Below are 17,811 nucleotides of genomic sequence, written 5' to 3' on the forward strand. Positions count from 1 at the left end.
CGCCGCGCCTCTAGCGTCCGGCGGCGAAATCCGCTCCAGTGATCCGCACATGAAGGCGCCCCTGCTTCTGATCGAGCGGCTTCCGCTCGTTGTCCGGCCATCGGTCGCAACGGCGGCGACGCTCGCGGCGGTGGGGGCGGCGCTGTGGCTGCGCTATCTGTTCGACGGCGCGCTGCCGTCGGGCTTCCCCTTCGTCAGCTTCTTCCCCGCCGTCATCCTGGTATCGGTGGTGTTCGGCGCGCGCTACGGCATCGTCGCCGCGGTGTTCAGCGGGCTCGCCGCCTGGTATTTCTTCATCCCGCCGGTCCAGACACTCGACATCAGCCACGGCTCGCTGACCGCGATGACCTTCTACACCTTCGTCGTCACCACCGACATCGCCATCATCCATTGGATGCAGCGCGCCAACGGTCATCTCGCGCTCGAGCGCGAGCGGAGCGCCGCGCTCGCCGATACGCGCGCGCTTTTGTTCGACGAATTGCAGCATCGCATCTCGAACAACCTGCAGGCCGTCGCCGGTCTCCTTGCGCTCCAGCGCCGGCGCCTTGCCGATCCGCAGGCCGCCGCCGCCCTGGCAGAAGCCTCGCAGCGCGTCGCACTGGTCGGCCGGATCAGCCGCCGCCTCTATGACGCCGACGAAACCGGCAAGGGGCTCGCCGCCTTTCTTACCGCCCTGCTCGACGACGTGGTGCAGGCGAATGGGCGGATCGACATCGTGCGCACCGTCACCTGCCCGGCGAACGTCCGCCTATCGACCGAACAGCTGCTGCCAGTCGCGCTGATCGTCGCCGAATCGATCGCCAACGCGATCGAGCATGGTCTGGCCGATCATCGCGCGCCGCAGATCGCGATCGAGGTGACGCAGGCGGACCGGGAACTGACGATTGGCATCACCGACAACGGCGGTCGCCTGCCCGCGGATTTCTCTCTCGACGATACCGACAGCCTCGGCCTGTCGATCGCGACGATGCTCGCGCGCCAGGCCGGCGGTCGATACGAACTGACCGGCGGTGAAACCACCGCCGCCCGCCTCCACCTACCGCACGGCTGAGGCTAGCGCGGTGGCCGTGCCACAGTCCCTGCCGCGATGCCCGCTGCCAATTGCGCACGCAGGTTGGCGAGCACCGTCTCGCTCGCATCGGGGCGGCGCGCCGCCGGCTTGCCCTGTCGCAGCCGCGCGCGATCGGCCTCGGGCGGATCGACGCGCCGCACCCGCACCGGCGCCGTCCCCTGCGCGCGCATGCCCAGCGCATCGGCGGCGCCGCGTGACAGGTCGAGGATCCGGCCGCGCGCGAACGGCCCACGATCGTTGACGCGCACCAGGATCGTCCGCCCGCTCTCCAGCGACGTCACCTCGACGTAGCTCGGCAGCGGCAGCGTGGTGTGCGCCGCGGTCAGCCACTTGGCGCGAAACCGCTCGCCGAGCGCGACCTGATTGCCGCTCTCGCTGCCATACCAGCTCGCATAGCCGAGCACGTCGAACGACGCATCGTCCGCCGGCACGTAGGTCACGCCGCGCACGCTATACGGCTTGCCGATCTTGACCGGCCAGTCGCTTACCGGGCGATAGTCGCGCGTACCGCAGGCCCCCAGCGCCAGCACCGCGGCCGATGCGGCGAGCAGGATCGCTGACTGGGCGGCGATCCCCCCGCGGCGCACCGATGCCACGCGGCTCGCCTAGTTGCGGAAGCTCGGATCGATCCGGTCGAGCTTACGCAGCAGCGCGGGCCAAGCAAGCTTCGCGGCGAGCTTGCTCATGCCCTCGGCCGGCGTCTGCCCGGCGACCTTTTCCTCCACCCCCTGCGGCGGGTTGTTGAGGTTCTCGCGCCCGGCGGACAGCATCAGCACCTGCGCCTCGCACGCCCGCTCGAGATAGTAGAGCCGCAGGAAACAATCGCCGACGCTGCTGCCCACCGCAAGCGTGCCGTGGTTACGCAGGATCATCGCGTGCTTATCGCCGATGTCCGCCACCAGCCGCTCACGCTCGTCGAGGTCGGTCGCGACGCCCTCATAGTCGTGATAGGCGACATTGTGCTTGGCGATCATCGCCGTCTGCGTGTGCGGCAGCAGCCCGAACTCCATCGCGCTCACCGCCTGGCCGTGCGGCGTGTGGAGGTGCATCACCGCGGCGGCATCCTCGCGCGCCATGTGGATCGCCGAGTGGATCGTGAAGCCCGCCGGGTTCACCGGATGGTCGCTGTGCCCTACCGGATTGCCCTCGACATCGATCTTGACGAGGCTCGACGCGGTGATCTCCTCGAACATCATGTCGTAGGGATTGATCAGGAAGTGATGCTCGGGCCCCGGCACGCGCGCCGACAGGTGGGTGAAGATCAGGTCGTCCCAGCCGTACAGCGCGACGAGGCGATAGGCGGCGGCGAGATCGACCCGCGCCTCCCACTCGCCGGGGGCATATTGGGCGGTGTTGTCGACCGATGCCAGCTTGGCCATGATGCGCTCTCCTGCTTATCGCTTGGCCCGCCATAGCCCTTCGGCGCCGCACGGGCAATCGACGCGAGGCGCGGGCCGGCGGCACCGAGCGCGCTCAGTCCGGCGTCATCACCACCTTCAGCGCCTCGCGCCGGTCGAGCACGGCATACGCCTCCGCGCCCTGCGACAGCGGCAGGCGGTGCGAGATGTAGCGTTCCGGCCGCAGCCGCCCCTGCTGCACCAGCGGCACCAGTTCGGGCCACCAGTGCGGTACCGAGCAGGTGCCGGTGCGGAACGTCAGCCCGCTCGCGAACGCGCGCTCCATCGGGAACGGAAAGCGCCGCGTCTGGTTGACGCCGAGGCACGAGACGGTGCCCCATTTCCCCACCAGCCGCAGCGCGAGGTCGATCGTCGCATCGGCGCCCACCGCCTCGACGACGCTGCTGCACAGCCGCCCGCGCGTTTCCTCGCGGATCGTGTCGACCGCTGCCGACGGATCGACGCCGATCGCGCCCAGCTCCGCGGCGATCGCACGCCGCTCTGCCACCAGGTCGATCGCGTAGACGCGCCCCGCGCCCATGGCGAAACATCCTTCCACCGCCATCAGCCCGATCGGCCCGAGCCCGATCACCGCCACGGTGGCGCCCGGCTTGATGTCCGCGTTGCGCACCGCCATCCAACTCGTCGGCAGCGCGTCGGTCAGCATCAGCGCTTGCTCGTCGCTGATTCCGTCGGGAATGCGCCGCGCGTTGACGTCGCCCGCCGGCACCCGCACCGCCTCGGCCTGGCTGCCCTGCAATGCGGCCGAGAGACCGTAGCAGCCCGCCCCGTTGTTCTCGCACTCGTGCACTCGCCCGGCGAGGCATCCCGGGCACGCGCCGCACCCGACCGCGGCGGAGATCATCACCCGGTCGCCCGAACGCAGCGTACGCACCGCCCGTCCCGTCTCGACCACCTCACCGACCGCCTCGTGCCCGACGCAGAAGCCGGTGTCCTGCGAGAAGCCGTGGCCGTGATAAATGTGCAGGTCACTGCCGCAAATCGCGCAATGCTTGACGCGGACGAGGACGTCGCGGTCGTCGGTGAGCGTGGCGTCGTCGGTCGATCCGTACTGGATGTCGCGCGCCCCGAAATAGCGCAGTGCCTTCATGATCCGCTCCTAAGTCCTTTGGCTTAGCGGAGCCGAACATGCCGCGTGCGTCAAGGGCTGGACGCCCGATCACGGCATCGCCATCTTTTGATCTAGCCGCCCCTTGTGTTGCATAAGAGCAACACCATTTGATGCTCGAAGGAAACAGGGACACCCATGAACCTCGAGAAATTCACCGACCGCGCCAAGGGCTTCCTCCAGTCGGCGCAAACCGTCGCGATCCGCCTGAGCCATCAGCAGATCGCGCCAGAGCATCTGTTGAAGGCGCTGCTTGAGGACGAGCAGGGCATGGCCGCGGGCCTTATCCAGTCGGCCGGCGGCGACGCCCGCCGCGCGGTGACGGAAACCGACGCCGCGCTCGCCCGCATCCCTGCCGTCAGCGGCTCGGGCGCACAGTCGACGCCCGGTCTCAACAACGATGCCGTCCGCGTGCTCGACCAAGCGGAGCAGATCGCGCAGAAGGCCGGCGACAGCTACGTCACCGTCGAACGTTTGCTGGTCGCGCTCGCGCTGTCGCTCAACACCCCCGCGGGCAAGGCACTGCAGGCCGCAGGCGTGCGCGCCGAAGCGCTCAACACCGCAATCAACGATTTGCGTGGCGGCCGCACCGCCGACACCGCAACGGCCGAGGATCGCTATGACGCGCTGAAGAAGTTCGCGCGGGATCTGACCGAGGCGGCACGTGCCGGCAAACTCGATCCGGTGATCGGCCGCGACGAGGAAATCCGCCGGACCATCCAGGTTCTCGCCCGCCGCACCAAGAACAATCCCGTGCTGATCGGCGAACCCGGCGTCGGCAAGACCGCCATCGCTGAGGGCCTGGCGCTGCGCATCGCCAATGGTGATGTGCCCGATACGCTCAAGAACAAGACGCTGATGGCGCTTGACATGGGCGCGCTGATCGCGGGCGCGAAATATCGCGGCGAGTTCGAGGAGCGGCTGAAAGGCGTAATCGACGAGGTGAAGGCCGCCGAGGGCGACATCATCCTCTTCATCGACGAAATGCACCAGCTGATCGGCGCCGGCAAATCCGAAGGCGCGATGGACGCGGGCAACCTGCTGAAGCCGGCGCTCGCTCGCGGTGAGCTGCACTGCGTCGGCGCGACCACGCTCGACGAATATCGCAAGTATGTCGAGAAGGATCCCGCGCTCCAGCGGCGCTTCCAGCCGGTGTTCGTCGGCGAGCCCACGGTCGAGGATACGATCTCGATCCTGCGCGGGCTCAAGGAGAAGTATGAGCTTCACCACGGCGTGCGCATCACCGACGGCGCGCTCGTCTCCGCCGCGACGCTGTCGAACCGCTACATCACCGATCGCTTCCTGCCCGACAAGGCGATCGACCTGATGGACGAGGCCGCGAGCCGCATCCGCATGGAAGTGGAGTCTAAGCCCGAGGAGATCGAGACGCTCGACCGCCGCATCCTTCGCCTCAAGATCGAGCGCGAGGGGCTGCGCCGTGAGACCGACGAGGCCTCGCAGGATCGGCTCGACAAGATCGAGGGCGAACTCGCCAATCTCGAGCAGCAGTCCGCCGAGCTGACCCAGCGCTGGCAGTCCGAGAAGGACAAGCTGGCGGGCGAGGCAAAGCTGAAGGAACAGCTCGACGCCGCGCGGCTGGAATTGGAACAGGCGCAGCGCCAGGGCGATCTCGCCAAAGCGGGCGAGCTTTCCTACGGCCGCATCCCCGCGCTTGAGAAGCAGCTCGCCGAGGCGGAAGGTGCCGCGGCGAACGCGATGCTGCGCGAGGAAGTTACCGCCGAAGACATCGCCGGCGTCGTCGCTCGCTGGACCGGCATCCCGGTCGAGCGGATGATGGAGGGCGAGCGCGACAAGCTCCTCAAGATGGAGGAAGTGATCGGCAAGCGCGTGATCGGCCAGGCCGATGCCGTGCGCGCCGTTTCCACCGCCGTCCGCCGCGCGCGTGCCGGGCTACAGGATCCGAACCGCCCGCTCGGCTCGTTCCTGTTCCTTGGCCCGACGGGCGTCGGCAAGACCGAGCTGACCAAGGCGCTCGCCGAATTCCTGTTCGACGATCCCAACGCGATGGTGCGCATCGACATGAGCGAGTTCATGGAGAAGCACGCGGTCGCGCGGCTGATCGGCGCCCCTCCGGGCTATGTCGGCTATGAGGAAGGCGGCGTGCTGACCGAGGCCGTGCGGCGCCGGCCCTATCAGGTCGTGCTGTTCGACGAGGTGGAAAAGGCGCACGGCGACGTGTTCAACGTCCTCCTCCAGGTGCTCGACGACGGCCGCCTCACCGACGGCCAGGGCCGCACAGTCGACTTCTCGAACACGCTGATCATCCTGACGTCGAACCTCGGCAGCCAGTATCTCGCCAATCTCGGCGAGGGCGAGGATGTCGAGACGGTCGAGCCGCAGGTGATGGAGATTGTCCGCGCGCACTTCCGCCCGGAATTCCTCAACCGGCTGGACGAGATCATCCTGTTCCACCGCTTGGGCCAGGCGCACATGGGGCCGATCGTCGACATCCAGGTGGCGCGCGTCGGCAAGCTGCTCGCCGATCGCAAGGTGACGCTCGACCTCACCGATGCCGCGCGTGCGTGGCTCGGCCGCGTCGGCTACGATCCGGTCTATGGCGCCCGTCCGCTAAAACGCGCGGTGCAGCGCTACCTGCAGGATCCGCTCGCCGATCTCATCCTGCGCGGCGAAGTCAAGGACGGCAGCACGATCGCAGTCGACGAAGGCGACGGCAAACTCGCGCTGTCGGTTGCCTGAAACGAAGCGGGCCGGTCGATCGACCGGCCCGCCCTCTTCGTGTTAAGATCGCGAACGCCTAGCGCGGAAAGATCGGCGACCGCCCCTGATCGACAATACCGCGCGCGATGCCGTTGCCGTACTCGCCCATGCGGCGCCATTCACCGACCGTGCGACACACGCGTTCCTTGCGCACGATCGAGCCCGTCACTGCGATACGGCGGCACCGAACAATATCGTCGGGCTTTGTTTCCGCCGCAGCCGGCACGCTCCCGACCGCAGCCTGGATCATCAACGCATAGATCAACACTGAAAGTCCCCCCGCCCCCTCGCAGACGCGCGGGAACCATTCTCTCGTCGCCTCGTCCGATACGCCGCCCGCCCCCGGGTCGGCGTGTCGCGTCCGCCTTACTGGCCGCTCGGTCGCCCGGTACTATATTCCACCACCGCGCGCGCCACGCCATTGCCGCTATCGGCCAGCCGGCGCCATTCGCCGATCGTCTTGCAGACCTTTTCCTTGCGCGCGATCGATCCGGTCACTTCGATGCGGCGGCACTTCACCTCGTCGTTCGGATCGGCGGCGGCCGCGCTCACCGGCGTCAGCGTTGCGCCCTGCAGTAGCGCGGTTAGCAATAAGGACGTGATCGACATGCCATTTCCCCAATCTCGGGCGGCGAGGATCAAGTTTTCGCCGCTGAAGACTACGTCAATTTGTCTATCATGGCACAATAGTCGGCGACAATAGCCTGCTCTTCCAGGCTCATGTGCGGGTTCCACACATCGAAGATCAGCACCGCGCGCAGATCGTCGCTGTCGTTCCACGCCTCGTGCTCGATCGTGTCATCGAACGCGAACGGCCGTCCCGGCTCCCACTCCCGCGTTTCCCCGCCGACGCGAAAGCCGCAGCCGGGCGGCACGATCAGCGGCAGGTGAACGATCGCGCGCGTGTTGGTGACGCCGGTGTGCGGCGGGATGCGCGTGTGCGGCTTCAGCATCGAAAAGAACGCGCTCGGCGCCCGCCCCGGAATGTACGATCGCGGCAGGGCCGCGAGCGCCGCCGCGGTCACCGGGCAGCGGTCGAGCACCGGCTGGTTCGGGCGGCCATATTCCCACAGGAAGCACGCTCCCCAGTCGAGGTTGCCGTTGAGCCCGTCCCACTGGCTGCCAGAAACTCCCTTCTCCATCCGCACGTACGGGATCAGCGCGTCGCCCGGATCGGCGATCAGCGCCTCAAGCTCGCCGCGGATCGCATCGGTTTGCGCCGCCAGCGCGGCGAACCATGGGAAGTGGACGTCGTCGAAGAACTCGTCTGCCGGCAGGAACGGATAGTGGATGCCCGCGCAGACGTTGGGATAGATCCGCCGCTGCCCTAGCGCATGGTCGACGAACGCCCCCGCCCGCCGCCGCCCCGTCTGATCGAGCGCCGCGACGCGGCCGCCGAGCGCCTGCTGCACCGGTACTGCCAGCCGCTCCTGCTGCGCCGCGCAATAGGCCCGCGCGTGATCAAGCAGCCGAACAAAATCGGGCGACGGCTCGGCCACCTGCTCGCCGAGCTGAATGACGCCGGACCAGCGCAGCATCGCCTCGCGCTCCTCGCCCGCCCGCTCGAACCACTGCGCCAGGCGCACCAGCGCGGACAGGTCGCGCGCATCGATCGCCAGCGCCCCGTCGAGCGCCGCGCGCTCTGCGGCCGCATCGTCGAGCAGCCGGCACGCGTGCGCGAGATTGCGCCACAGGCTGCCCGCCCCCGGATCGGCGTCCACCGCCTGCTCGAAGTAACGCCGCGCGCCCGCCGCATCGCCGCCGCGCAGCGCCACGAGCCCGCGCGCATTCGCCTCCTGCGAGGAAAGAGCCACCGACCGCTACCCTGCCTGCATGGGATAGGGCATGGCGCACGCGCGATCCCCGGCTAGGATCGCGGCATGACCGTGACCCCCGCTTTCGATCCCGCCGATCCCGCATGGCTTGCGCATCGCTACGATGCGGCGAGCGATCGCATTATGTATCGTCATGTTCCCCGCACGATGCACCGATCCGGCCCTTTCCTGACGGATGAACTAATCGGCGAACAGCCGCAAGCGTTGCTAGCGCGCCCGGCTGCGGTCGCCGCCGCCAGGGCGAACCCGGCGCCGGTGCATTTCATCTTCCACTCGGCCTTCTGCGCATCGACGATGCTGGTGCGCGCGCTTGATCGGCCGGGCGTTGCGATGGGCCTGTCGGAACCCGTGCTGCTCAACGACGTCGTTGGGCTGCGGCGCCGCAGTGAGCGTCAGGGCGCCGACCTCGCGCGCCTGCTAGACGATGCGATGTCGCTGCTCGCGCGGCGCTGGGCCCCTGTCGAAGGCGTCGTCGTCAAGCCGTCGAACATCCTGTGCGGCTTGCAAAGGCCGCTGCTCGCGCTCCGCGCGGACGCGAACGCGATCCTGCTCCACGCCCCGCTGCGGGAATTCCTGATCTCCGTCGCGCGCAAGGGATTGTGGTGCCGGCTGTGGGTGCGCGAGCTGCTCGAAGGATTGCTGCGCGACGGCCTCGTCGATCTCGGCTTCGCCCCCGAGAACTATTTTCGGCTGAGCGATCTCCAGGTCGCAGCGGTGGGATGGCTGGCACAGCACCGCCAGTTCGCGGCGCTGGCAACGCACGTTCCCGATCGTGTCCGCACGCTCGACTCCGCAACATTGCTCACCGATCCTTCACGGGCGATCGCGGCAGCAGAGCGGTTCTTCGGCCACACGAATATGGCGGCGACGCCGAACAACGCGCTTGGCCGGCACAGCAAGACGGGCGCCCCCTTCACCGCCGCCGATCGCCGCGAAGAGCAGCGCGCAACGCAGGACGCGCACCGCGACGAAATCGACAAGGTCGAAGCGTGGGCACTCGCGCTCGCCGCCAGTGCCGGGATCGCGATCACACTGCCCGCGCCGCTGTTGGGCTGAGCCTTCACGCTCGCGCGGCGGCATCACGCCGCCGCCAGCACCAGCTGCATAAAAAAAGGGGCGGGCATCGCTGCCCGCCCCCTCTTTGAAGTCAGGGTCGTCGGATCAGAAGCGGACCTTCGCACCCGCGACGTAGCGGCGCCCGATCGCGTCATAGGTCGACGGGAAGGTGTTGCCGCTATTGAAGGTGGTCGAACCAGCCTCACCACCGACCAGCGGCGGCTCGATGTCGAACAGGTTCTGCACACCGAAGGTGAAGGTGAAGTTCTCGGCGACGTTCGCCCGCGCGGTCAGGTCGAAGTAATCCTTCGAACCGATGCGGTTGAAGTCGACGTTCTTACCCGCCAGTTCGCCGGCGCTGGCCGGCAGAGCGCCGCGGAACAGCGTACGTGCGTTGGCAGCGAAGCCGCGCGCCGCGAAGTCGTCGGCCTGGCCTTCGTAGACCGTGCCGTCGATGTGGCGCCACAGCAGCGAGACGTCGACCGCATCGAACGTCAGCGTGCCGCGGACGGACCACTGCCACTCGGGGATCGGCTGGCCGCAGTTCGACGAATAGTAGCCGACGCAGTCACGGCTGTAGCCACCGGCCACCGCTGCGAACTTCGACTTCTCGGTCCAATTGCCCGAAGCCGCGAGGCTCAGCTTGGTGAAGCCGAGGTCGTGGGCATAGTTGACCGTGACGTCGACGCCGCTGGTCTCCAGCTGGCCGAGGTTCGAGGTCGTCAGGAACAGGCCGGGAACCGAGTTCGGATCGCCGTTCAGATCGCCGTCGAGCGGATCACGACGGATCGCGAGACACGCCGGCGTGTTCGCTGCTGCCGGCGGGTTGCGCGGGTTGGCACCGAAGCATGCGGTGATCGCATCGCCCGGGGTCGGCGAGGTGATCGCACCCTTGATCTTGATGTTGTAGTAATCGGCCGAGATCGACAGGCGCGGGATGAACGACGGGGTGAATACCGCGCCGGCCGTCCAGCTGTTCGACGTTTCAGGACGCAGGTTGATGTTGCCACCGCCCGTTGCCGCTGCCTGGCCAGCCGTCGGCTGCGAGATCGAGTCGACGGTTGCCGCCGTTGCGCCCTGTGCGAGACAGATTGCGCGCAGGTTGCCGGTCGGGTTCGGGTTGATGCGGACGCCCTGGTCGTTGAACGTCGCGCACGGATCGTCGCTGAGGTTGGTCAGGCCAGTGTTAACCGGCGAGAACAGCTCAGCAATGTTAGGGGCACGAACCGCACGGGCGTAGTTGCCGCGGAACTTCAGGCCATCGACGGGGGTCCAGCTTCCTGCTGCCTTCCACGTCGTGGTGTTGAAGCCGGGGTCACCCGGTGCACCGATCGTGTAGCTCGAGTAGCGGACGCCGCCCTCGACCGTCAGGTCCTGGAAGAACGGCTTGTCCTGCACGAGCGGCACGATCAATTCGCCGATCGCTTCGTACACGTCGAACGAACCGTCGATGTTCGGGGTCGCGCCGCCGGCGCCACCCAGATCACCGCTGGCCGCCAGCGTGTCCGACGACTGCGAGGCGGTGTAACGACGATATTCACCGCCGACCGCGAATGAGATCGGGTTCGCGCCGAACGGGCTGGTCACGCCGAAGTCGCCACTGATCGTGGCACGGGCCTGCGACAGCGTCGTCTTGGTGCGCACGGTCGAAATTTCGTTCAGGAAGTCGATCGCGTCGGGCGTGAACGTGGCGTTGTTCTGCGGGCCGAACCAGTTGATCGGAACGCAGCCCGCCGTAGTGCCCGCGAAGCACGAGTTCACGTTGTTGGCGAGGAAGCTCTCACGAACGCGCGAGTTGAGCGTGTAGTTCTGGATCTGCTGCAGGTTCTCGGATTCGCCGTACGAACCGAACACGTCCCAATCGATCGAGTCGATGATGTTGCCCTTCAGCCCCAGGCGATAGTCGAAGAACTGCGTCGTGTACTCGCTCACGCGCGGACCGACTTCGACGGCACGACGCGACAGATTCGACGTGACGGTGCGGTAGCCGGCCTGGCCCGGCGTCAGCGCGGGGTTGGCGGCGATCGCGCAGTCGGCGGCGCTGATGTTGTTGCGCGTGCAGAACTCGTTGCGCAGACCGGCGGTCAGGAACGGGTTGTTGAGCGGGATGTTGACGGCGACGCCGAACGCGCCCGACGGTGCGATGATCGTCTCGACGGTGTTCTTCGAGAAGATGCCGCGCGTGTAGACCTCGACGTCGTCGGTCACTTCATAGTTCGCCGCGCCGTACATGTTGAAGCGCTGGAACGGCGTCTGATAAACGTTGAACGGGTTGAAGTTGAACGCGGTGAACGCGTTGCTGACCGCGCCGGTCGCGCCACGGTTGAAGTCGGTGCCGGCCGCATTGACCTGCACGGTGCCCGCACCCGGGAGCGAGAAGCGCGAAGGCACCGTAGTGCCCGAGCCGCCGCCGCCGCCCGTCGTCGAGCTGAGGCCGAAGCGACCATAGTCGCGGCCGCCCTGATAGATCGGATCGGCTTCCTGATAGCCGATGCTGAACACCGCGTTGCCGCGGCCGTCGTCGAAGTTCGCACCGATCGTCATGTCAGCGCGGAACACGTTGCCGTCGCCGTCTTCGCTGATCTGCTCGGAAACGTTCGCCTCGATGCCCGAGAAGTCGCGGCGCGTGATGAAGTTGACGACACCCGACACGGCGTCCGCGCCGTAGGTGGTCGATGCACCGCCGGTCAGCACGTCGACGCGCTCGACGAGCGCGAGCGGCACGTTGTTAAGGTCGAAGCGGCCGTTCAGTTCGGCCGGGACGAGGCGCACGCCGTCGAGCAGCACGACGTTACGGTTCGAGCCGAGGTTGCGCAGGTTGACGAACGAGGCGCCGCCGTTGCCGTTGTTGACGGCCGAGCCGATCGACGGGGTGATGCCCGGGATTTCGCGCAGCAGCTCTTCAGCGACGTTGGCCTGCTGAAGATCGATTTCGTCGGCGCCGACGACCTTCACCGGGGTGGCCTGCACCAGGTTCGGGTTCTTGATCAGCGTGCCGGTGACGACGATGTCGCCGGTCGACGTCTCGTTGTTGCTCGCACCTTCGGCGGTGACGATGCCCGGCGCCGCCGCGCCCGGGGTCGTGGTCGAATCGACGCTCTGCGCGAACGCAGAACCCGACGCCATCACGGCGCCGACGAACAGCGTCGTCGTCAGAAGGCGCGAACGGTAGTTTGTGCGCATGTAAGCTTCCCTTTTGATGCCCCGGTTGAACCCGGCTTCACGGCTTGCCCTATGTCGGCTGGCTTTACGCCAACCACATACGACAACGGCTAATCAGGAATTCACGGCGCTGCAATGTCGCCGCGACGCGCCTGCAACATTGCCAAGCGACTGTAACAGGAAGGACACAGTTTAGTGTCCGGCTTGTCCGTTTTCGCGACAGACTCTATCGCCTAAGGGTCCAAGGGAGGCAGGAAATGGCAAGGTTGATGTGGATCGGCACCGCGGCTGCGGCGGCCCTGACGGCCGGCACTGCGATCGCCGCCGATCCGGAAACGGCGGGCGACCGACTGATGCAAGGCTTCGCGCAGTGTCGTGCGATCACCGATCCGGCGCAGCGGCTCGACTGTTTCGACAAGGCCGCCAGCGCGCTCGAACAGGGCGTGAAGGCGAAGGACATCCGGATCGTCGACCGCAGCGACGTGCGCAAGGCACGCCGCTCGCTGTTCGGCTTCACGCTGCCCAAGCTCAACCTGTTCGGCAACGACGACGAGGATCGCGCCGAGGAGGAGAAGTTCGCGGAGATCAACACCACCGTCGCCGCCGCGCGCCCGGCGGCGAACGGCCGGGTCGAGATCACGCTTGCGGACGGATCGGACGCCGTCTGGCAGACAACCGAGGCGGTGATGTTCCCGCCCAAGCCGGGCGACAAGATCCGCATCCGCAAGGGCGCGATCGGAAGCTACTTCATCACCTTCGGCGGCAAGGCGGTGCGCGGCATGCGCGTGCGCTGACAATAGCCACCGGCGCCGGCCTCAGCCGCCGGGCATCGGCCCCGCCACCAGCAGCGGATCGATCCGCGCGTCCCGCCACTTCATCGCCCAGTGCAGGTGCGGGCCGGACGCGCGGCCCGTCGCGCCGACCGCGCCGATCTGTTCGCCCTGCCGTACACGCGCGCCGACGCGCACGTCGATCCGCGACAGGTGGAGGAAGGCGCTGTTCAGCCCCATGCCGTGATCGATCACGAGAAGGTTGCCTTCGAGGGTGAACGGCGCCGCGGCGGCGAGCACGACCACACCGTCTGCCGGCGCGACGACAGGGGTGCCGGTGGGGCGCGCTACGTCGACGCCCGAATGGTACGATCCCGGCTCGCCGCGATAGATGCGCTGCGCCCCGAACAATCCGGAGATACGCCCCGTCGCAGGCCAGATGAAGCGCTCCCGCCACCCTGCGACGTCCGCGCTACCGGCGCGCGCGGCGTTGATCTGCGCCAGCTCGCCCGGTCGCCGCGCCAGGAAGTCGGCCGACGGTACCGGCACCTTCGCCACCCGGTCGAGCCGCTCGATCCGCCACGCGCGCGGCGCGACGGCGATCTCCTGCGTCACGACCCGCCGGTCGGCAAGCGTCGCGAACAGCGTGGCGCGGCTCGCCGCATCGCGGTCAAAGGCGATGACGAAGCGGCCGTCGGGGGCGACCGCCACCGGCTTGCCGTCGAGCGCCAGCGCGATCGTGCCGCGCGGCGCGGTGCCAAGCAGCAACCCACCCTGACTGGCACTGCCGGCGATGGCGATGCGCTCATCTGCCGCCACCATCGGCTGCGCGACCCTCACGGCCGCGCCGGCCATGCTCGCCGATGCGATCGCGACCACGGCCAGCGCTCGCCTCATCGCGGCGCCATCGCCTCCGCCGCCAACGTCGCGCTGGCGAACGCGCGCTGCGAGGCGACGTCCCAGTAGCGCAGATCCTCGATCGCAATCCGCGCGCCGCTGATCGCGCAGGTCACGTGATCGCCGGGGGTTAGCACGCGAAACCCGTTCGCCATATAGTGCAGCCGTGCGGGCCGATCCGAATTCGACATCAACATCCCTGAACGCCTCTCACTCATCCTATACCGCGCCGGGCCTCTGGTCCGCCCGCGCAATCCAACTTCAAAACAGCGTCGGCTGATCCACCTTGGCCGCCGCCTTTCGCGGCGTAACCTCGGCCCTTGCCCGCTCGGCACGCCCACCGTCGATCACGGCATCGACGGTCGCATCGCGGAAGTGCAGCGTCACCGCACCCGCCGCACGCGCCGCCGCGGCGGTCGCCAGCGTCGTCCCGTCCGGCCCCGTCACCCGGGCATAACCGCGCGCAAGCGGCGCGTCGGGATCGACCGAGGCAAGCAGCCGCCCGAGATCGTTCAGCCGCTGCCGCGCGCTCTCCACCCGCCGGTCGAGCAGCGCCGGGCGCAGCACCGCCCCCGTCCGGTCGAGCGTGCCCCGTGCGCGCACCACGTGCCGTTCTAGCCCGCGGTCGAGCCGCCCGCTAAGGTCGTCGATCCGCTGGCGCTGCGGCCCGAGCAGCCGGTCACGCGTCGGCAGCAGCCGGGCGAGCGCGTCGAGCCGCTCGCGTCCGCGCTCGACGTGCCGGCGCGCGCAGCGCTCGATCCGCTGGCCGTGCGCGCCCACCGTCAGCCGGACGTCGGCGAGCACCGGCATGGCCAGTTCGGCGGCGGCGGTCGGCGTCGGTGCGCGCAGGTCGGCGGCATAGTCACACAAGGTGGTGTCGGTCTCGTGCCCGACGGCAGAGATGATCGGGATGCGGCACTCGGCGACCGCGCGCACCACGGCTTCCTCGTTGAACGCCCACAGATCCTCGATCGAGCCGCCGCCGCGCGCGACGATGACGAGATCGGGGCGCAGGTCGGCGGGCAGCGCGTCGAACCCGCGCACCGCGGCGGCAACCTCCGCCGCCGCGCCGTCGCCCTGCACCTTGACCGGCCAGACGAGGAGGTGGCTCGGGCAGCGATCCTCCAGCCGGTGGATGATGTCGCGGATCACCGCGCCGGTCGGCGAGGTGACGACGCCGATCCGCCGCGGCAAGAACGGCAGCGTGCGCCGCGCCTTCGACTTTGCGAACAGTCCCTCCGCCTCGAACCGCGCCTTGTTGCGCTCGAGCAGCGCCATCAGCGCGCCTGCGCCGGCGAGCTCCATCCGCTCGATGATGACCTGATATTTGGAGCGGCCGGGATAGGTCGTCAGCCTCCCGGTTGCGATCACCTCGATCCCGTCCTCGGGCCGGAAGGCGAGGCTCGCCGCCTGCCCCTTCCAGATCACGCCGTCGATCACCGCGGCATCGTCCTTCAGGCACAGATAGCAGTGGCCCGACGCGACGCGCTTGTATCCCGAGATCTCGCCGCGCAGCCGCACGTGGCCGAACTCGCCCTCCACCACGCGCTTCAGCCGGCTCGACAGCTCGCCGACCGACATCGCCGCCGCGTTGTCCCCCGGGATCGGGTCCGCTACGAGCCGCGCGGGAAGATCGAGAAAGGGGTCTGGCATGAACGTCCTGCTGGTGGGCGCGGGGGGCCGCGAACACGCGCTCGCCTGGAAGCTCGCGCAGTCTGAGGGGTTAGATACGCTCTATGCCGCCCCCGGCAACCCCGGCATCGCGCGCCATGCGACGATCGCCGAGCTCAACGTGGCGGATCACCGCGCGGTGATCGATTTCATCCGCCGGCAGCAGATCGGCCTGGTCGTGATCGGCCCCGAGGCACCGCTGGTCGACGGTCTCGCCGACAATATCCGCACGATCGGCGTACCCGTGTTCGGCCCCGGCCGCGCGGCGGCGCAGCTCGAGGGATCGAAGGGGTTCACCAAGGATCTGTGCGCGCGCGTCGGCATTCCCACTGCGCGCTATTTCCGCGTCACCTCGCGCGACGGCGCGCTCGCCTGCCTCGACGATTTCGTCGCCGACGGCGAATGCCGCTGCGTGATTAAGGCGGACGGGCTCGCCGCCGGCAAGGGCGTCGTCGTCGCGATGAGCCGCGCCGAGGCCGAGGCGGCGATCGCCGCGCTGTTCGCCGACGGGCCGGCCGAAGCGGTGATCGAGGAATTCCTCGAGGGCGAGGAGGCGAGCCTGTTCGTCCTGTCCGACGGCACCGCCACGGCGAGTTTCGGCAGCGCGCAGGATCACAAGCGCGTCGGCGACGGCGACACCGGGCCCAATACCGGCGGCATGGGCGCCTACTCCCCCGCCGCCGTCCTGACGCCTGAACTCGAGGAGCGTGCGCTGGGCGAGATCGTCCGCCCGACGATCGACGCGCTCGCCGCCGCCGGCACGCCCTATGTCGGCGTGCTCTACGCCGGGCTGATGCTGACGGCGGACGGCCCCAAGCTGATCGAGTACAACGTGCGTTTCGGCGATCCCGAATGTCAGGTGCTGATGGCGCGCTTCGACGGCGATCTGCTCCACACGCTGCGCGCCGTTGCGGAAGGGCGCCTCGCCGATCTGCCCGCCCCCGCCTTCACCCCCGACATCGCACTCACCGTCGTGATGGCCGCGGAGGGCTATCCCGGCACGCCGCGCACCGGCGGCACGATTGGCGGGATCGACGCGGCCGAGGCGACCGGCGCAATCGTGTTCCAGGCCGGCACGCGCGCGCAGGATGACGCGATCGTCGCTGCCGGCGGACGCGTGCTCGCGGTGACGGCCACGGGTGCGAGCGTCGCCGAGGCGCAGGCCGCCGCCTACCGCGCGGTCGACGCGCTCGATTTCCCGACCGGCTTCTGCCGCCGCGACATCGGCTGGCGGGCGATCGCCTGACGGCGGGCATGATCGTTCCGCTGCCGTTGCGGGAACCGCGGCGCTTACCTAAGGCTTAGCGTTCGGCGTAGCGGAGCGTAGCATGGACCAAGGCATATCGGATACCGGCACGTTGACCGGCATCCTACTCGCGGCGATCGCCATCCTCGCCGTGCTGACGGTGATCGGCATCCTTGTCGGCGCCCGCAAGAAGCGCGCGCGGGCCGAGGCGCAGCGGATCGAGGAGGAACGGCTCGCCGCTGAACGGCGCGAGGCACGCCCGCGCCCGCAATCGGTGCGCCGCGCCGATCCGCAGCCGGTCGTCGACGCCGCGTCCGCAACATCCGCGCCGACGCCCGTCCCCGCCCCAACCACCGTCGCTGCGCCGCCCGTCGCGCCGCCCCCGCCGCCGCTCGCCGACCTGCCCGAGGTGAGCACTGCGCCGACGACCGTGCCAGTCGATACCGAAACACAGCCGACCACGCCGCTCGCCGATGAACCGATCGCCGCCGCCGCCCCGCAGGACGCCTCCCCCGCCGCCGAGGCGCAGCCCGAACCTTCCCCCGTCGCGCCCGAACCCGCGCCATCCCCTGCGCCGCCCGCCAGCCCCGCCGGCGACGCGCCGGTGACGACGATCAAGGGCCTCGGTCCCAAGGTCGCGGCGATGCTTGCCGAGCACGGCATCGTCACCGTCGGCGATCTCGCCGCGCTCGATCAGCGCGCCGCGGAGGATCTCGACGCGCGGCTTGGCAATTTCACCGGCCGCATGGGTCGTGACCGCTGGCTCGAACAGGCGCAGCTGCTCAGCGCCGGCGACGTCAGGACGTACGAGGACCGGTTCGGGAAGCTTTGATCGCG

General features: G+C 68.6%; 16 protein-coding genes. 6 read left to right on the forward strand and 10 right to left on the reverse strand.

The window, feature by feature from the left end; all coding sequences use genetic code 11:
• Nucleotides 1-49: 49 nt before the first annotated feature.
• On the forward strand, nt 50-1,051 hold the full coding sequence (locus tag B7L05_RS04455) for a sensor histidine kinase (protein ID WP_085808980.1): 1,002 nt from the start codon (nt 50-52) through the stop codon (nt 1,049-1,051).
• Between the two features lie 2 nt (nt 1,052-1,053).
• On the opposite strand, the gene B7L05_RS04460 is transcribed toward B7L05_RS04455, so the two are convergent.
• The 3 genes from B7L05_RS04460 to B7L05_RS04470 form a co-directional block, all read right to left on the reverse strand.
• Nucleotides 1,054-1,659: a septal ring lytic transglycosylase RlpA family protein gene (locus tag B7L05_RS04460; protein WP_375601243.1), complete on the reverse strand. Its 606-nt coding sequence runs from the start codon at nt 1,657-1,659 to the stop codon at nt 1,054-1,056.
• A gap of 18 nt (nt 1,660-1,677) precedes the next feature.
• The gene (locus B7L05_RS04465; protein ID WP_085808981.1) at nt 1,678-2,451 is read right to left on the reverse strand and encodes a class II aldolase/adducin family protein; all 774 of its coding nucleotides are present in this window, start codon (nt 2,449-2,451) and stop codon (nt 1,678-1,680) included.
• A 94-nt stretch (nt 2,452-2,545) separates the two neighbouring features.
• Nucleotides 2,546-3,580: an alcohol dehydrogenase family protein gene (locus B7L05_RS04470; protein ID WP_085808982.1), complete on the reverse strand. Its 1,035-nt coding sequence runs from the start codon at nt 3,578-3,580 to the stop codon at nt 2,546-2,548.
• Nucleotides 3,581-3,736: 156 nt separating this feature from the next.
• Between B7L05_RS04470 and clpB the strand changes: the two genes are divergently transcribed.
• Nucleotides 3,737-6,316 carry an ATP-dependent chaperone ClpB gene (gene clpB, locus B7L05_RS04475; RefSeq protein WP_085808983.1) on the forward strand — a complete coding sequence of 860 codons (2,580 nt, stop codon included), beginning with the start codon at nt 3,737-3,739 and terminating at the stop codon, nt 6,314-6,316.
• Between the two features lie 58 nt (nt 6,317-6,374).
• Here clpB and B7L05_RS04480 read toward each other — a convergent pair whose 3' ends face one another.
• The 3 genes from B7L05_RS04480 to B7L05_RS04490 all read right to left on the reverse strand — a co-directional run bounded on the left by B7L05_RS04480 (nt 6,375) and on the right by B7L05_RS04490 (nt 8,151).
• Nucleotides 6,375-6,587, reverse strand: a complete 213-nt coding sequence (locus B7L05_RS04480; protein WP_144037120.1) for a hypothetical protein — start codon at nt 6,585-6,587, stop codon at nt 6,375-6,377.
• 116 nt (nt 6,588-6,703) lie between these two features.
• A complete protein-coding gene (locus tag B7L05_RS04485; RefSeq protein WP_085808985.1) occupies nt 6,704-6,946 on the reverse strand; it encodes a hypothetical protein in 243 nt (80 codons plus the stop codon).
• 50 nt (nt 6,947-6,996) lie between these two features.
• The gene (locus B7L05_RS04490) at nt 6,997-8,151 is read right to left on the reverse strand and encodes an aspartyl/asparaginyl beta-hydroxylase domain-containing protein (RefSeq protein ID WP_085808986.1); all 1,155 of its coding nucleotides are present in this window, start codon (nt 8,149-8,151) and stop codon (nt 6,997-6,999) included.
• A 66-nt stretch (nt 8,152-8,217) separates the two neighbouring features.
• Between B7L05_RS04490 and B7L05_RS04495 the strand changes: the two genes are divergently transcribed.
• A complete protein-coding gene (locus B7L05_RS04495) occupies nt 8,218-9,228 on the forward strand; it encodes a hypothetical protein (protein ID WP_085808987.1) in 1,011 nt (336 codons plus the stop codon).
• 105 nt (nt 9,229-9,333) lie between these two features.
• On the opposite strand, the gene B7L05_RS04500 is transcribed toward B7L05_RS04495, so the two are convergent.
• The gene (locus B7L05_RS04500; protein ID WP_085808988.1) at nt 9,334-12,411 is read right to left on the reverse strand and encodes a TonB-dependent receptor domain-containing protein; all 3,078 of its coding nucleotides are present in this window, start codon (nt 12,409-12,411) and stop codon (nt 9,334-9,336) included.
• A 236-nt stretch (nt 12,412-12,647) separates the two neighbouring features.
• Here B7L05_RS04500 and B7L05_RS04505 point away from each other — a divergent pair, with 236 nt between their 5' ends.
• Nucleotides 12,648-13,184 (forward strand): hypothetical protein, encoded by a 537-nt coding sequence (locus B7L05_RS04505; protein ID WP_085808989.1) that lies wholly within the window; start codon nt 12,648-12,650, stop codon nt 13,182-13,184.
• Nucleotides 13,185-13,205: 21 nt separating this feature from the next.
• On the opposite strand, the gene B7L05_RS04510 is transcribed toward B7L05_RS04505, so the two are convergent.
• The 3 genes from B7L05_RS04510 to xseA form a co-directional block, all read right to left on the reverse strand.
• Nucleotides 13,206-14,057 carry a M23 family metallopeptidase gene (locus tag B7L05_RS04510; RefSeq protein WP_085808990.1) on the reverse strand — a complete coding sequence of 284 codons (852 nt, stop codon included), beginning with the start codon at nt 14,055-14,057 and terminating at the stop codon, nt 13,206-13,208.
• Nucleotides 14,054-14,254 (reverse strand): DUF2093 domain-containing protein, encoded by a 201-nt coding sequence (locus B7L05_RS04515; protein WP_085808991.1) that lies wholly within the window; start codon nt 14,252-14,254, stop codon nt 14,054-14,056. The genes B7L05_RS04510 and B7L05_RS04515 overlap by 4 nt, the downstream gene beginning before the upstream one ends.
• Before the next feature lie 64 nt (nt 14,255-14,318).
• Nucleotides 14,319-15,710 carry an exodeoxyribonuclease VII large subunit gene (xseA, locus tag B7L05_RS04520; protein ID WP_085808992.1) on the reverse strand — a complete coding sequence of 464 codons (1,392 nt, stop codon included), beginning with the start codon at nt 15,708-15,710 and terminating at the stop codon, nt 14,319-14,321.
• Here xseA and purD point away from each other — a divergent pair.
• Nucleotides 15,709-16,974, forward strand: coding sequence for a phosphoribosylamine--glycine ligase (purD, locus tag B7L05_RS04525; RefSeq protein WP_085808993.1), 1,266 nt, complete (start codon nt 15,709-15,711; stop codon nt 16,972-16,974). The two genes, xseA and purD, sit on opposite strands and share 2 nt — an antisense overlap.
• 82 nt (nt 16,975-17,056) lie before the next feature.
• Nucleotides 17,057-17,806 (forward strand): hypothetical protein, encoded by a 750-nt coding sequence (locus B7L05_RS17345; protein ID WP_085808994.1) that lies wholly within the window; start codon nt 17,057-17,059, stop codon nt 17,804-17,806.
• The last annotated feature ends 5 nt before the right edge of the window (nt 17,807-17,811 follow it).

Source organism: Sphingomonas sp. TZW2008, assembly GCF_002117915.1.
Taxonomy (GTDB): Bacteria; Pseudomonadota; Alphaproteobacteria; order Sphingomonadales; family Sphingomonadaceae; genus Sphingomonas.

Bases quoted from the DNA above. Each gene is read 5' to 3' on its own strand.
- B7L05_RS04480 (WP_144037120.1), bottom strand. From the start codon at position 6,587: ATGATCCAGGCTGCGGTCGGGAGCGTGCCGGCTGCGGCGGAAACAAAG.
- B7L05_RS04465 (WP_085808981.1), bottom strand. From the start codon at position 2,451: ATGGCCAAGCTGGCATCGGTCGACAACACCGCCCAATATGCCCCCGGC.
- B7L05_RS04495 (WP_085808987.1), top strand. From the start codon at position 8,218: ATGACCGTGACCCCCGCTTTCGATCCCGCCGATCCCGCATGGCTTGCG.
- B7L05_RS17345 (WP_085808994.1), top strand. From the start codon at position 17,057: ATGGACCAAGGCATATCGGATACCGGCACGTTGACCGGCATCCTACTC.
- clpB (WP_085808983.1), top strand. From the start codon at position 3,737: ATGAACCTCGAGAAATTCACCGACCGCGCCAAGGGCTTCCTCCAGTCG.
- purD (WP_085808993.1), top strand. From the start codon at position 15,709: ATGAACGTCCTGCTGGTGGGCGCGGGGGGCCGCGAACACGCGCTCGCC.
- B7L05_RS04515 (WP_085808991.1), bottom strand. From the start codon at position 14,254: ATGTTGATGTCGAATTCGGATCGGCCCGCACGGCTGCACTATATGGCG.
- B7L05_RS04470 (WP_085808982.1), bottom strand. From the start codon at position 3,580: ATGAAGGCACTGCGCTATTTCGGGGCGCGCGACATCCAGTACGGATCG.
- B7L05_RS04505 (WP_085808989.1), top strand. From the start codon at position 12,648: ATGGCAAGGTTGATGTGGATCGGCACCGCGGCTGCGGCGGCCCTGACG.
- B7L05_RS04485 (WP_085808985.1), bottom strand. From the start codon at position 6,946: ATGTCGATCACGTCCTTATTGCTAACCGCGCTACTGCAGGGCGCAACG.
- xseA (WP_085808992.1), bottom strand. From the start codon at position 15,710: ATGCCAGACCCCTTTCTCGATCTTCCCGCGCGGCTCGTAGCGGACCCG.
- B7L05_RS04510 (WP_085808990.1), bottom strand. From the start codon at position 14,057: ATGAGGCGAGCGCTGGCCGTGGTCGCGATCGCATCGGCGAGCATGGCC.
- B7L05_RS04500 (WP_085808988.1), bottom strand. From the start codon at position 12,411: ATGCGCACAAACTACCGTTCGCGCCTTCTGACGACGACGCTGTTCGTC.
- B7L05_RS04455 (WP_085808980.1), top strand. From the start codon at position 50: ATGAAGGCGCCCCTGCTTCTGATCGAGCGGCTTCCGCTCGTTGTCCGG.